The 13,113-nt window shown below is 44.2% G+C and carries 10 protein-coding genes; 6 read left to right on the forward strand and 4 right to left on the reverse strand.

All coding sequences use genetic code 11. From position 1 onward, the window contains the following. Positions 1–30: 30 nt before the first annotated feature. Positions 31–1,251 (reverse strand): GAF domain-containing sensor histidine kinase, encoded by a 1,221-nt coding sequence (locus Q0R88_RS10745; protein WP_295715917.1) that lies wholly within the window; start codon positions 1,249–1,251, stop codon positions 31–33. Between the two features lie 141 nt (positions 1,252–1,392). Between Q0R88_RS10745 and Q0R88_RS10750 the strand changes: the two genes are divergently transcribed. From Q0R88_RS10750 to Q0R88_RS10760, 3 genes are read left to right on the forward strand one after another with little or no spacing between them, the layout of a single operon-like run. After that, positions 1,393–2,037, forward strand: a complete 645-nt coding sequence (locus Q0R88_RS10750) for a (2Fe-2S)-binding protein (RefSeq protein WP_295715918.1) — start codon at positions 1,393–1,395, stop codon at positions 2,035–2,037. Further along, the gene (locus tag Q0R88_RS10755) at positions 2,034–3,014 is read left to right on the forward strand and encodes a xanthine dehydrogenase family protein subunit M (RefSeq protein ID WP_295715919.1); all 981 of its coding nucleotides are present in this window, start codon (positions 2,034–2,036) and stop codon (positions 3,012–3,014) included. Before Q0R88_RS10750 ends, Q0R88_RS10755 begins: the two co-directional genes overlap by 4 nt. A 6-nt stretch (positions 3,015–3,020) precedes the next feature. Continuing rightward, complete coding sequence (locus Q0R88_RS10760; RefSeq protein WP_295715920.1) at positions 3,021–5,171, forward strand: xanthine dehydrogenase family protein molybdopterin-binding subunit; 2,151 nt, start codon at positions 3,021–3,023, stop codon at positions 5,169–5,171. Between the two features lie 394 nt (positions 5,172–5,565). Here Q0R88_RS10760 and Q0R88_RS10765 read toward each other — a convergent pair whose 3' ends face one another. The 3 genes from Q0R88_RS10765 to Q0R88_RS10775 all read right to left on the reverse strand — a co-directional run bounded on the left by Q0R88_RS10765 (position 5,566) and on the right by Q0R88_RS10775 (position 8,587). Then, complete coding sequence (locus Q0R88_RS10765) at positions 5,566–6,564, reverse strand: glycoside hydrolase family 43 protein (protein WP_295715921.1); 999 nt, start codon at positions 6,562–6,564, stop codon at positions 5,566–5,568. Positions 6,565–6,724: 160 nt separating this feature from the next. Next, positions 6,725–7,972, reverse strand: coding sequence for a DEAD/DEAH box helicase (locus tag Q0R88_RS10770; RefSeq protein ID WP_295715922.1), 1,248 nt, complete (start codon positions 7,970–7,972; stop codon positions 6,725–6,727). 186 nt (positions 7,973–8,158) lie between these two features. Beyond that, the gene (locus Q0R88_RS10775; protein WP_295715923.1) at positions 8,159–8,587 is read right to left on the reverse strand and encodes a CBS domain-containing protein; all 429 of its coding nucleotides are present in this window, start codon (positions 8,585–8,587) and stop codon (positions 8,159–8,161) included. A 616-nt stretch (positions 8,588–9,203) separates the two neighbouring features. Here Q0R88_RS10775 and Q0R88_RS10780 point away from each other — a divergent pair. The 3 genes from Q0R88_RS10780 to Q0R88_RS10790 all read left to right on the forward strand — a co-directional run bounded on the left by Q0R88_RS10780 (position 9,204) and on the right by Q0R88_RS10790 (position 13,091). After that, positions 9,204–10,178 (forward strand): hypothetical protein, encoded by a 975-nt coding sequence (locus tag Q0R88_RS10780; protein WP_295715924.1) that lies wholly within the window; start codon positions 9,204–9,206, stop codon positions 10,176–10,178. Between the two features lie 384 nt (positions 10,179–10,562). Next, positions 10,563–11,225 (forward strand): DUF1080 domain-containing protein, encoded by a 663-nt coding sequence (locus Q0R88_RS10785; protein WP_295715925.1) that lies wholly within the window; start codon positions 10,563–10,565, stop codon positions 11,223–11,225. 129 nt (positions 11,226–11,354) lie between these two features. Further along, the gene (locus Q0R88_RS10790) at positions 11,355–13,091 is read left to right on the forward strand and encodes a GMC family oxidoreductase (RefSeq protein WP_295715926.1); all 1,737 of its coding nucleotides are present in this window, start codon (positions 11,355–11,357) and stop codon (positions 13,089–13,091) included. Positions 13,092–13,113 lie beyond the last annotated feature (22 nt).

Below are 13,113 nucleotides of genomic sequence, written 5' to 3' on the forward strand. Positions count from 1 at the left end.
GATTTTATTATACCCAAAATCCGGTCTGTATTATTTTTTCTGCTTGGGCGGCTGCGGTAGTTTTACCTCAAAAGTGGCACCGTCGCCCTGCGTTGATATAATATTAAACGTTCCCTTAAGGCTTTCTACCAGGTGCTTTACCAGCGCCAGGCCAAAACCGTATCCGTTTTCGCCGCTTGTACCGTTGCTTGATCTGGCATTGCCATTAAGTATCGTTTCTATCATATCGGTATTTACTCCCACTCCCGAGTCTTTTACCTTTATCTGTAATACGTTTGCATCTTTATCTTCTACCAAATCCAGGGCAACAGTTACATTGCCGTGATCGGGCGTAAATTTTATCGCGTTCGAGATCAGGTTGCCGGTTATCTGCAGCAATTTATTTTTAGAGAAAGGAATTGTTTCTGACGCCGAAGAGGTATTCACCGTAAACCTGATGCGTTTGTTCATGGCCTGTGGCACATAAAGTTTTTCCAGCTTATCTTTAAATACAAGCAGGTTAAATTCATTTGCTTTTAGTTCTGGTAAATTTTTGTCTTTATCACCAGCAGTTAATATCTCATCTGCAAGCTCCAGTATTGATCTCCCGCTTTTGTTAATCAGGTTCATAAACTCCAGTATTTCCTCCATCTGGTTCTCGTCGCCTTGTTCCTGTATTAATTTTGCCAGTCCAATAATTCCGCTTAACGGTCCGCGAATGTCATGAGCAACTTTTCTTTGCGTTTCTTTGGCTTCTGATAAATTACTTTTCAGGTCATCTATCACTTTCATGTAGTTAAGCCTTTTTACTATTTCGGCGGCTATTATCGTTAGCAACTCTACTTTTTCGGGATTAAGATTCTTTGCTGCATGCTGGTCAACCACGCATAGCGCCCCAATATTGTGGTTGTTTACATTTAGGGGGATGCCAAAGTAGTAACGCAGATGTGGTCCGCCGGTAACGTAGGCACGGTCTTTAAAGCGCTCATCGGCACTCAAATCTGTCACCTCCAGGGTTTCATCACCCATGAGCACATACTGACAAACAGATTCTTCGCGGGGCATTTGCTCAAGCTCCAGGTTGTGGCTTGATATTGTCCATTGGGTATAGGAATCTATGAGGTTAATTAATGACATTTCTGTGCCGGCAACCTTGGCCGCCAGTTTAGTAAGATCCTTAAAATTGTCTTTTTGTCCGGCGTAATCTAAATCAAAGTCCGACAAGCTCATCAGCCTGCCCATTTCATTTTCTGGAATCGGGGGAGTTAGCATATAGTCAATTAGTTATACGTTTATACGAAATTTTAACACTCAAGGTTTTGTAAGCTGATACTAACGCCCGGTAAAATTGCATGGCCGATCAAAGCTTTTTGTTAAAAATGTTTAACTTAACAATTCCAAAAGCCAATTATTATGGAAAGCAAAAAAACTTGTACCGGGCCCGATGAGGGGCTGGATATAAAGGACAGTTCGCGCAGGAATTTTCTGAAACAATCTACCCTGCTCACCGCAATTGCCCTTACTCCCGGAACTGCTATTAAAGCAGCTGCCGATCATGTTGACGAGCAGTTTGCCGCGGTTTTTGAAAAAATGCCATTGAAAATGGAGGTAAACGGAAAGCAGCAAAGTTTATCTGTTGAGCCCAGATCAACCCTGCTTGATATTTTGCGCGAACAGCTTGATCTTACTGGCACCAAAAAAGGTTGCGACCATGGCCAATGCGGCGCATGCACCGTACATGTGGATGGGCATAGGGTAAACTCCTGCTTAACATTAGGCATAATGGTAAACGGTAAAAAGATCACCACTATTGAGGGGCTTGCCAAGGGCGATCAGTTACACCCCATGCAGGAAGCGTTTATAAAACATGATGGTTTTCAGTGTGGGTACTGTACTCCGGGGCAGATCATGTCGGCAGTAGCCTGCATCCGCGAGGGGCATGCCAATTCCGAACATGAGATACGGGAATACATGAGCGGTAATATTTGCCGCTGTGGTGCATACCCCAATATAGTAAATGCTATACAGGAAGTTAAAGATGGAGGGATGAAAGTATGAAGCAGTTTCAATACGTTCGCCCGGCCACGCAACAAGGTGTGTTGGACGTTATTAATAAACCCGGTACTAAGATCATAGCTGGCGGCACCAATCTTGTCGACCTGATGAAACGTGGTGTTACTGCACCAGATAAGCTTGTGGATATTAATCAGCTGCCTTTAAAAACCATAGCAGCAACAAAAACAGGATTACATATAGGTGCCCTGGCTCTCAATAGTGTTGTATCGGAAAATGCCGTGGTTGCTGATAAGCACCCGCTTTTGGCCATGGCGCTTAAAGCCGGCGCATCACCGCAACTGCGTAATATGGCTACCGTGGGTGGTAATATGATGCAGCGTACCCGTTGTGGCTATTTTTATGATGTAACTATGCCCTGTAATAAGCGTGCGCCCGGAACGGGATGCGGCGCTATAGAAGGCATTAACCGGATGCACGCCATTTTTGGCGCAAGCCCGCAATGTATAGCTGTGCACCCAAGCGATATGTGTGTGGCCCTGGCCGCGCTTGATGCTACTGTGATAGTTGCCGGTAAAAAGGGCGAACGCCGTTTACCATTTACTGAATTTCATCGCCTGCCGGGAGATCATCCAGAACTGGATAATCATTTGGCTAAAGATGAACTGATAACGGGTGTAGAGATTCCCGATAACAACTTCGCCAAAAATAGCTACTATTTAAAAATACGCGACAGGCAATCATACGCCTTTGCGCTGGTATCGGTAGCCGCCGCTCTTGATATAGAAAATGGCACGATTAAAGATGCCCGTTTAGCTATGGGGGGTGTTGCCCACAAGCCATGGCGCTTATTTGATGCCGAAAAATCGCTCATAGGCAAGAAGGCAACCGAAGAAAATTTTGAGCACGCGGCACAGCTGGCTATGCGGGGTGCCAAAGGCTATGGCAACAATTCGTTTAAATTAAAACTTGCCCCGGCCACCATTGCCGAGGCTTTAAAACATGCAGCAGGCTTAGTTTAACACCCTATGAAAAAAGCGATAGACTCCATTATGCCATCCTCATCAGCAGGTATGAGCCGGATAGACGGGCGGTTAAAAGTAACCGGCGCGGCTAAATACTCGGCAGAATATACACCGGCAGGTTTAACTTACGGGGTTTTGGTGGGTAGTACAATCACCAAAGGCTCCATTACATCCATTGATACCAAAGCCGCCGGGCAAGCGCCGGGGGTACTCGCCGTAATTACCCATTTAAATGCGCCAAAGGTACCGGGCGATCAGCCTGAAGGTGGTAAGCCAGTCCCGCCCAAAGGCGCATTCAAAGTGTTTTATGATGATAAGATATATTACAACGGGCAACCCATCGCCCTAGTAATTGCTGATACTTTTGAGCGTGCTTTGTTTGGCGCATCGCTGGTAAAGGCGCAATACCATACCGATAAGCATATTACCAACCTGCCAGATAATAGGAGTAATGGTTTCCCACCACGTGGCGAAGGAACTTATAAACGCGGCACAGAAGATGCCTGGAAAGCGGCCCCGTTTAAGGTGGAGCAGGAATATATTGTACCCACAGTAACCCACAATCCCATGGAGTTGCATGCCATTATAGCTAATTGGGATGCTGACAATAAATTATCTGTTTGGGACAAAACCCAGGGGGTAAAGGGTACACAGGAAGATTTGGCACACCTGTTTAAACTCCCTGTTGAAAATGTGCAGGTACACTCGCAGTTTGTAGGCGGCGCTTTTGGCAGCGCATTGCGTACATGGCCGCATGAAGTTGCCGCTATTATTGGGGCTAAGGTTGTTAAAAAGCCGGTTAAGCTGGTTTTAAGCCGTGCAGATATGTTCACTTCGGTGGGCTACCGGCCGTTTACCTGGCAAAAAATAGCTATTGGCGCTACTGCCGATGGCAAACTCACGGGTATTACCCATGAAGCCGCCGGGCAAACGTCATCCTACGAAAACTTTACTGAAGGGCCAACGGGTGTGAGCCAAAATTTATATGCCTGCCCTAATGTGAATACTAAATATCATTTGGTTGCATTGGATATTGCCACCCCAACCTGGATGCGCGGACCGGGCGAAGCTACAGGTTCTTTCGCGCTGGAATCTGCGCTGGATGAGCTGTCATATAGCTTAAAGCTTGATCCGGTTGAGTTAAGACTCCGGAATTATGCAGAAAAAGATCCCGAGAGCGGCAAGCCGTTTTCCAGCAAGTTCCTGAATGAAGCATACCAGTTGGGTGCCGACCATATAGGATGGAGCGAGCGTAAACAAGAGCCGGCATCAGTAAAAAAAGATGGCTGGCTTGTTGGCTATGGCATGGCAGGTGGCATGTTTGGCGCCTATCGCAGCGGGGCGACAATAAGGGCAAAGATGAATACAGACGGTTCATTGTTATTGCAAAGCGCCGTTAGTGATATTGGCCCCGGAACAGGAACCGCAATGGTTTTGATAGCATCTGAGCAAATGGGCATTCCGGCCGAAAAGATCAGGTTTGAAATGGGCGATTCATCGCTGCCCAATGCGCCAACCCAGGGCGGCTCGGCAACTACGGCCAGTGTAGGGTCTGCAGTATACCAGGCCTGCGCCGACTTGAAAGAGAAATTCCAAAAGCTTATTGGAAACGGAGGTACCGATAAGCCCGATTACGCCAAAGTATTAAAAGAGCACAACCTGCCATCGCTTGAAGTGGTTACAGAAACAGGCGGCGGTAATGGCATGGAAAAATATGCCATGAATTCATGGTCGGTTCATTTTGTAAAGGTGTTGGTAAACCCGGCAACCGGTGTTGTTAAAATAGATAAAGTAGCCTGTGTGGCCGACTCGGGCCATATTATTAGTCCAAAAACAGCGCGTAGCCAGGTAGTGGGTGGCGCTATAGGTGGTATTGGCATGGCTTTAATGGAAGAATCCATCATTGATCACCGCTATGGCCGTTACATCAATAATAATTTTGCCGATTATCATGTACCCGTAAATGCCGATATCCCGCAGATTGACGCCCTGTTTGTTAACAAACCCGACCCGATCATCAACCCAATGGGTGCAAAAGGTATGGCCGAGATCGCCCTTATCGGTATGGCCGCTGCAGTAGCCAACGCGGTTTATAACGCCAGCGGTAAACGGGTAAGGGATTTGCCCATCACGCCTGATAAAGTGATGGCGTAGGGTTAAAATTCGGAAAGCGCTGAGGCAAGAAATCATGTAAGAGACCTTTCAAATATGCCTTATGTCATTGCGAGCGCAGCGTGGCAATCGCGAACTATGCGGGATGGACTTGCATGATTCGCGATTGCTTCGTCGTTCCTTCTCGCAATGGCATGGTCGCAAAAAAAACTTTTTGTCATCCTGAACGCAGTGAAGGATCTGCTATTCGTCATGCTTCTTCGCCCTGTAAAGTCGGCGAATAGATCCTTCGTTCCTCAGGATGACAAACTTTTTTAAGGTCATTTCCCCTTCAGCGTTTCCCGAAATTTTATCACTCGTAATGGCATTTTTTAATTATTTCAATCAGCAAAGGTTTTTAAAAAATCTGCACATCTGAAATCTATAATCTGCACATCTACAATTTCCTCGCTGCTACACCTTCATTGGTGATCTTAACCGGCTGTATCAATCCATCCTTATCAAAGTATATTTTATCAATACACATTACACGGTGGTTTGCATCGGTTTCTGTTAATGGGCGACGGTGGTAAACAATGTACCATTCATCGGTGCCGGGTACGTTGATCATTGAGTGGTGGCCTGCGCCGGTGGCGATGCTGGCATCTTGTTTCAATACGGTAGCTATGCGTTTAAACGGACCGAAAGGGGTATCGCCAACGGCATAGGCAACGCGATAGTCAGGGCCTGTCCAGCCGCCTTCACTCCACATAAAGTAGTATTTGCCCTTGCGTTTAAACATTACCGGACCTTCTACGTAGCCCTCTGGAGTTATCTTTTTATAAGTTACACCATCCTCAAACGGAACAACACCTGTAAAATCATTTTTAAGTTTAACAATATTGCACTGGCCCCAGCCGCCATATATCATATAATATTGTCCGTCATCATCTCTAAAAACAAACTGGTCAATTGGTTGCGCTTTATTGATGATCTGATCTATGAGTGGTTTACCCAGATAATCTTTGAAGGGGCCGGCCGGGTTATCGGCTACAGCAACACCAATGCCGCCTTTTTCGTTATTGTTCTGGATATCATTGGCGCCAAAGAAGATATAATATTTGCCATCTTTTTGAGTAACTGCCGGTGCCCAAAGTGCACGGCGAACCCATTTTACACCAGTGATATCCACAATGTGGGAGTGCTTGGTCCAATGTACAAGATCGGGTGATGAAAAGGCATCCATGTATACCTGCTCATTGTATTTGGCCGAGTAGGTGGGGTATAGCCAGTATTGATTGTTGAAAATTTTAGCTTCGGGATCTGCGTACCAACCCTCGACAACCGGGTTGCCGGATGTTTTCTTGTCTTGTGCAAAAGTACGGTGAACCGGCGCGACAATGGCGGCAACCATTATTAGCACTAAAACCATTTTTTTATAGAGGCCCTTTTTCATAGTAGATAATTATGTTTTAAGACCGCTAATATAATAGCTAAAATGGTTTAGTTAAACATGCACCCGCTTTTTTCCGTAGAGAAGCATCTCATTGCATCTCCAGCGTGCAAATCATCCTTGCAAAGCGGCTCTGTATAGCAGGAGACGCAATTATGCATCTCTACGAAGCGCTGCCGCCGCTGTTACTACTGCTGTTTTTCGGTTTCTTTTGACCCCAGCGTTTGTTGGGCCTGCTTGGCTTTCTTTTATCGTCGGTATGGGATTGCGGAGCTGCTTGTATAGAAGCCAGTTCATCTGGCAGGCCAACTACACGGATAGGCCGCTCTATCAGTTGCTCTATGTTTTTAAGCTTGCGCTCATCGCGGTGGTTAACAAAGGTGATAGCTGTACCGGTGGTTAAGGCCCGTGCTGTACGACCGATGCGGTGGATATAATCCTCCGGATCGCCGGGTACATCATAGTTGATCACCAGGTCAATGCCTTCCACATCAATACCGCGCGAAAGGGCATCGGTACCAATAATAACCGGCAGCTGTTTGTTTTTGAATTTTAATAAGATCTCTTCACGCTCCTTTTGCTCCAGATCGGAGTGGAATGCCATGGCGTTGATCTTGATAGCTTTCAGTTCTTTGTATAATGATTTTACAATTTCCTTGCGGGATGCGAAAATGATGGTGCTTGCATAAGCTGAATCGCGCAGGATGAGTTGCAGTAAAGGTGTTTTCTGCTGATCATGCAAACGGTAGATCTGCTGATCGATACCTACGGCTGGTTGCGAAATAGCGATATTGATCTGTTGCGGATCTTTCAGGATAGCCTTAGCCAATGAGCGGATACGCCCGGGCATGGTTGCAGAAAATAACAGCGTTTGCCTGGTTTTAGGCAGGTAGCTGATGATTTTCATGATATCGTCAGAGAAACCCATGTCAAGCATGCGGTCGGCCTCATCCAATATCAGGTGCGTTAAATGGTTAAGTTTTAATACGCCAGATGTAAGGTGTGCAATTAAACGACCCGGAGTAGCTATAATGATGTTTACATTATTTTGGATGCCACGGCGCTGTTGCTCGTAAGCCATGCCATCGCCACCACCAAAAACCGCTAATGAGCTAACGCCGGTAAAATAGGCCAAGCCCTCAACCTGTTGGTCAATTTGTTGGGCCAGTTCGCGGGTTGGCGCTAAAATAAGCACGCTTGTTTGGTGTTTGGCTGTACCGGTAATGTGGTTTAGCACAGGCAGTAAATATGCGCCTGTTTTACCTGTACCGGTTTGGGCGCAGGCAATAAGGTCTTGTCCGGCCAAAACAACCGGTATGGCCATTTCCTGTATGGGGGTAGGGGTAGTAAAACCCATACTCTCTATGCCTTCAAATAATTGTCCGTTGAAATTAAAATCCTGAAAAGTCACTATATCTTATAAGTAAATTATGCAAGGTATGAAAATTTAATTGGATATGGTTGCCGTTTAAACATGGATGGTGTTTATAGCCAGCATTTAAGATAAAGCCAGCGGCAATAAGGCACAACCATGATGAATGCTATGCATTAACTGCCTTGCGTCAACACTTACCATGTACCAATAAAAATACACTCCTTATGAACTTATATAATCCCTTAGCTGCTCAATAGTTTCCTGTTGATGCAGGATAGTTTCCTTTACCAGGTCATTGATAGAAATGATGCCGCATAATTTATCGGCCATAAAAACAGGCAGGTAACGGATATTACTGTCGCTCATGAGGTGCATGCAGGTGTCAATAGAGGTTTCGGGCACAATGCGGGGCAGGCCGGTACTCATGATCTCGCGTACCAGGGTTTCGTACGATGCTTTTCCTTTCAGGATCACTTTACGGGCATAATCACGTTCGGTGAGCAGGCCGAGGTATTCATCATCCTGGGTTACAACTACAGAACCGATATTTTTTTCGGCCATAAGTCTTAGCGCTTCTAAAACTGATACATCTGCATCAATGCTAATGGCTCCGCCACCTTTACGGGCAAGTACGGTTGAAACTTTTATCATGGTAAAAATTTTATAATGAGAGGATTGGCCTTTACCAAATATAAATAAAACAGAATTAAAAGTATACACTTTTTCATCATTTAATATCATTAAGCATGGAGCCGGTTTTGGGCTGGTATGTTTTTAAAAGGTTAAGCTGCCGCGGGGGGGCATCTGCGTTCCTCGGCCGCCCGTATAAACACACCCCTCCGCCCCTCTCGAGAGGGGATTCGCATAAGGCCCCGCTTTTTCTATTTAATAAATTAAAGCTCACCCTCCATTTGAGAGTAAAAAAAATGGACAATTAAGGTATAGTTGTTAACAACCGGCAATCAACTGTAATTATACTGTAAAAACCTCCGGATGCAATATGCCGTATCTTATCTAATAGGGCTATTGCTTGTAAGCTTTACGTTGAACTGACAGTGGTTTGCCTGCATAAAAACGATTAATATTTAATATTGCAGCATCAAATTTAACAATGAAGCGCTACGGCATTTGCCATGCTTTCATGATTTAATTAAACAACGATTTATAAAAAATAATACTTACTAAATTGATTTCATCTTTACTTTTTAAGGCATCATTTAAAAATACTGCTTCACCATTTCAACATAAAATTAAGTTAATTTTAAAATTGATTTGCTGCATAGTGTTGCTGGTTTTGTACGGCAGCTTTATAGCAAAGGCCACTACTTTAGGTAGTGATACAAGCAAATCAGATTCGGCGCGTTTAACACGGCATATTATCAATCATGCTTTCGATAATATATTTGAGGAGAACATGCGGTTATCCATAGCAGGTAATGAATATTTCAATAAAGATAAAACACAGCTGACTGCCGATCTTTCACCAAATTTCATCTTGTTCAGCTCTCCAAAATCGCGGTTCTTTTTTGTGTTCAGTTCAAGGGTGAAAATCCGTTTACTGGATACAAGGGATGCCCCGGTAAAATCGCCAAGCTATATGCCCAACGCAACAGTATTTTTCAGGGTTAATGAGGACACCTTTAAGCCAAAATTTTTGTCGTTAGCCTATTCGCACCATTCAAACGGTGTACGGGGGCCATCGTTAAATAAGGATGGTAGCTTTAATACCGATAGCGGTAAATTCACAACTAACTTTTATACCCTTACCTATTTTACAGGTAAACGGGTTGATAAGCCCGGGCTTACCATTAATCGTTATGATAATATAGGCTTAGAGGTACATGCCGGTTTGTTTAACTTAGGGCTATCGCAGGGCTTAAAAGATCACTATGGTTTCATCAGGGTAAACGGCAGCCGGATGTATAATTTTGTAAAAGCCTATAAAGATCCATTGGAGGAAGGGCGAATGACTTACCAAAACTGGCAGCGCATCCAGTTTGATTTTACTTACATTGCCGATAAGTATGACAACTACTCTACTGTTGATATCAAAAAACGGTTAAACGTGAGCCTTAAATATTATTACTCCTTTCCTTTTATGCAGGGTACGGCGTTTATGGTTGGCGGCGGTTATCGCGGGCAGGATGATTATAACCAAAGTTTCCAGGATAGCTACGGTTATGTTACCATTGGTATAGCAGCAGGCTTATCTTTTGGTTTCCATAAACATGCCAGGGATTAACAAGGAAATCGCTTTTAAAATTTACATTAAAACTTTCACCATAGCGATGGGTTTCAACCCGTCGCTATTTGCCAATATTCTGTGCCAAACAGTATCATTTAATAGATTTTTCTGGCATTTGACCCTTAAATATTTTAAAAGCGATTTCCCAAGAGGGATTAAGTTTTAAATATTTTTTCATTCACTTATTTGCGTATTGCCGATTGGTTTTTAGCTTAATGCCGTGGGCATGAAGCCTTCAGTTTTGTATATCCATATTTTTACAAAGCTAATCGTGCTTGTATGTAATTTATTTTTCCGATAATCGTTTTAGCATTAACAAAAAGCAGATATATTTAACCAATTTAAAAGGTATATCTTCCTATAAATTATAAAACGAAACCAATGAAAAAGATTTTACTAAGCCTTATGGCTATCCCTGCCCTGCATTTTGCTGTATCGGCCCAAACCAAACCATTGTTTGATGGTAAAACAACCACCGGCTGGCACACTTATTTAAAAACAGGTGCCGGTGCATGGAAAGTTGTTGACGGCGCTTTGCAGCTTGACCCAAAAGCCGATCAACAGGGCGACCTGGTTACTGATGGTGAATACGAAAACTATGAGCTAACCCTGGAGTGGAACATCACCAAAGAAGGTAACAGCGGAGTTATTTTTGGTGTTCATGAAGATCCTAAATTTAACGAAACCTACGTTACCGGTATTGAAATGCAGGTGCTTGATAATAAAGATGCCAGCGATAACAAAAAAGCCAACCACCTTGCAGGTTCACTGTATGATATGAAAGCCCCTTCAAAGGATGTTGCAAAACCTGCCGGCGAATGGAACAAAGTGAAATTGCGTAAAAAAGACGGTCATCTTACTTTTTGGCTAAATGGTACCAAAATAGTTGATACCCAAATGGGCAGCGAAGAGTGGAAAACAATGATTGCCAACAGCAAATTTAAAACCTGGACAGATTTTGCCGCCTATCCTAAAGGCCATATCGCGCTGCAGGATCACGGTCATGTGGTAGCGTTCCGTGATATTTCAATTAAAGAATTATAAAATTTTTAACAACATATATTTTACGCACAGCGTTCAATATATTTGTACACACATAATCCCATTCAATTAATGCATGCCTGCAGGGCATGCATTTTCCTGTTTAACAAAAAAGGGTATTTTTGAGATAATATGAGCGATCTACAAATTAAAAAATCATCGGAAACCTACGATGTAGTAATTGTTGGTTCTGGTGCCGGAGGGGGTATGGCCGGTTATGTTTTGGCGCATGCCGGTGTAAAAGTACTGATGCTTGAGGCAGGTGCTTATTTTGATCCGCAGAAGGATTCACAGCAATTAAAATGGCCATGGGAGTCGCCTCGCCGCGGTGCAGGTACAACTCGTCCGTTTGGTGATTTTGATGCAGCTTTTGGAGGCTGGGAGATTGATGGCGAACCTTATACCACAAAAGATAAAACCGAGTTTTACTGGTTCCGTTCGCGCATGCTTGGCGGGCGTACCAATCACTGGGGGCGTATCTCGTTACGTATGGGTCCGCTTGATTTTCAGGCCAAAGATGGCCTTACCGATGACTGGCCAATAACGTATGATGAAGTTAAACCTTACTATGATAAGGTTGACCGGATGATAGGTGTTTACGGTACTAAAGAAGGTTTGCCAAATGAACCGGATGGTATCTTTTTACCACCGCCAAAGCCGCGTTTAAATGAGTTGTATATTGTTAATGGCGCTAAAAAAGCAGGTGTAACTATTATCCCGGGTCGTGGCGCTGTACTTACAGAGGCTTTACCAGGTAATAAAGATCGTGGTGCTTGTTTCTTTTGCGGCCAATGCGGGCGCAGCTGTAAAATTTATGGCGATTTCTCGGCATCATCATGCCTGGTTATTCCAGCCATAAAAACAGGTAATCTAAAAGTGATCACCAATGCTATGGTGCGTGAAGTGATCACCAATAAAGAAGGTTTAGCAACCGGCGTATCCTACGTTAATAAGGAGGATATGCAGGAATACCAGGTAAATGCAAAAACAGTAATACTTGGCGCCAGTGCGGGCGAATCGGCCAGGATCCTGCTTAACTCCAGGTCAGAAGCCCATCCAGGTGGTTTGGCTAACAGCAGCGGTGTGGTTGGCCGTTATCTGCATGATTCAACCGGATCAAGCGCGGGTGGCTTTTTGCCTCAGCTAATGGATAGGAAACGCTATAACGAAGATGGCGCAGGCAGTGTGCACATTTACTCGCCATGGTGGCTTGATAATAAAAAGCTTGATTTTCCGCGAGGTTACCATATTGAATATGGTGGCGGCATGCACATGCCATCGTATGGCTTTGGCGGCGGTATCCATAATATGAATGGCGCTGTACCGGGCAGAGATGGTAAAGTGAAAGAAGCCGGTGGCTATGGCGCATCATTGAAAGATGATTACCGCCGTTTTTATGGTACCCAGTTTGGTATGGCCGGCCGTGGTACCGCTATTGCCCGTTATGATAACTATTGCGAGATAGATCCTAACGTGGTTGATAAATATGGTATCCCGGTTTTACGTTTCCATTATAAATGGGCGCCAGATGAAATTAAACAAGCCAAACACATGCAGGAAACCTTTCAGGAAATTATGCATAATATGGGTGGTGCTATATACGGTGGTCCGCAGGGGCCCGAAACCAATTATGGTTTAGAGGCACCAGGTAAGATCATTCATGAGGTAGGTACAGTACGTATGGGTAACGATCCTAAAAAATCGGCCTTAAACAAGTACTGCCAGGCACATGATTGTAAAAACCTTTTTGTAGTTGATGCCGCTCCATTTGTACAGCAGGGCGATAAAAATGCAACATGGACAATTCTTGCTTTATCTATGCGTACCGCGGAATACATATTACAGGAAAGAAAAAAATTAAACGTTTAACAAGCTAATCCAATAAAATATT

The sequence above is a fragment of the Mucilaginibacter sp. genome (assembly GCF_025362475.1).
Lineage (GTDB): Bacteria > Bacteroidota > Bacteroidia > Sphingobacteriales > Sphingobacteriaceae > Mucilaginibacter.

Excerpts from the sequence above, each read along its gene's own strand:
- Q0R88_RS10775 (WP_295715923.1), bottom strand. The coding sequence starts at position 8,587 with ATGATAAAAGTTTCAACCGTACTTGCCCGTAAAGGTGGCGGAGCCATT.
- Q0R88_RS10785 (WP_295715925.1), top strand. The coding sequence starts at position 10,563 with ATGAAAAAGATTTTACTAAGCCTTATGGCTATCCCTGCCCTGCATTTT.
- Q0R88_RS10750 (WP_295715918.1), top strand. The coding sequence starts at position 1,393 with ATGGAAAGCAAAAAAACTTGTACCGGGCCCGATGAGGGGCTGGATATA.
- Q0R88_RS10765 (WP_295715921.1), bottom strand. The coding sequence starts at position 6,564 with ATGAAAAAGGGCCTCTATAAAAAAATGGTTTTAGTGCTAATAATGGTT.
- Q0R88_RS10790 (WP_295715926.1), top strand. The coding sequence starts at position 11,355 with ATGAGCGATCTACAAATTAAAAAATCATCGGAAACCTACGATGTAGTA.
- Q0R88_RS10755 (WP_295715919.1), top strand. The coding sequence starts at position 2,034 with ATGAAGCAGTTTCAATACGTTCGCCCGGCCACGCAACAAGGTGTGTTG.
- Q0R88_RS10745 (WP_295715917.1), bottom strand. The coding sequence starts at position 1,251 with ATGCTAACTCCCCCGATTCCAGAAAATGAAATGGGCAGGCTGATGAGC.
- Q0R88_RS10760 (WP_295715920.1), top strand. The coding sequence starts at position 3,021 with ATGAAAAAAGCGATAGACTCCATTATGCCATCCTCATCAGCAGGTATG.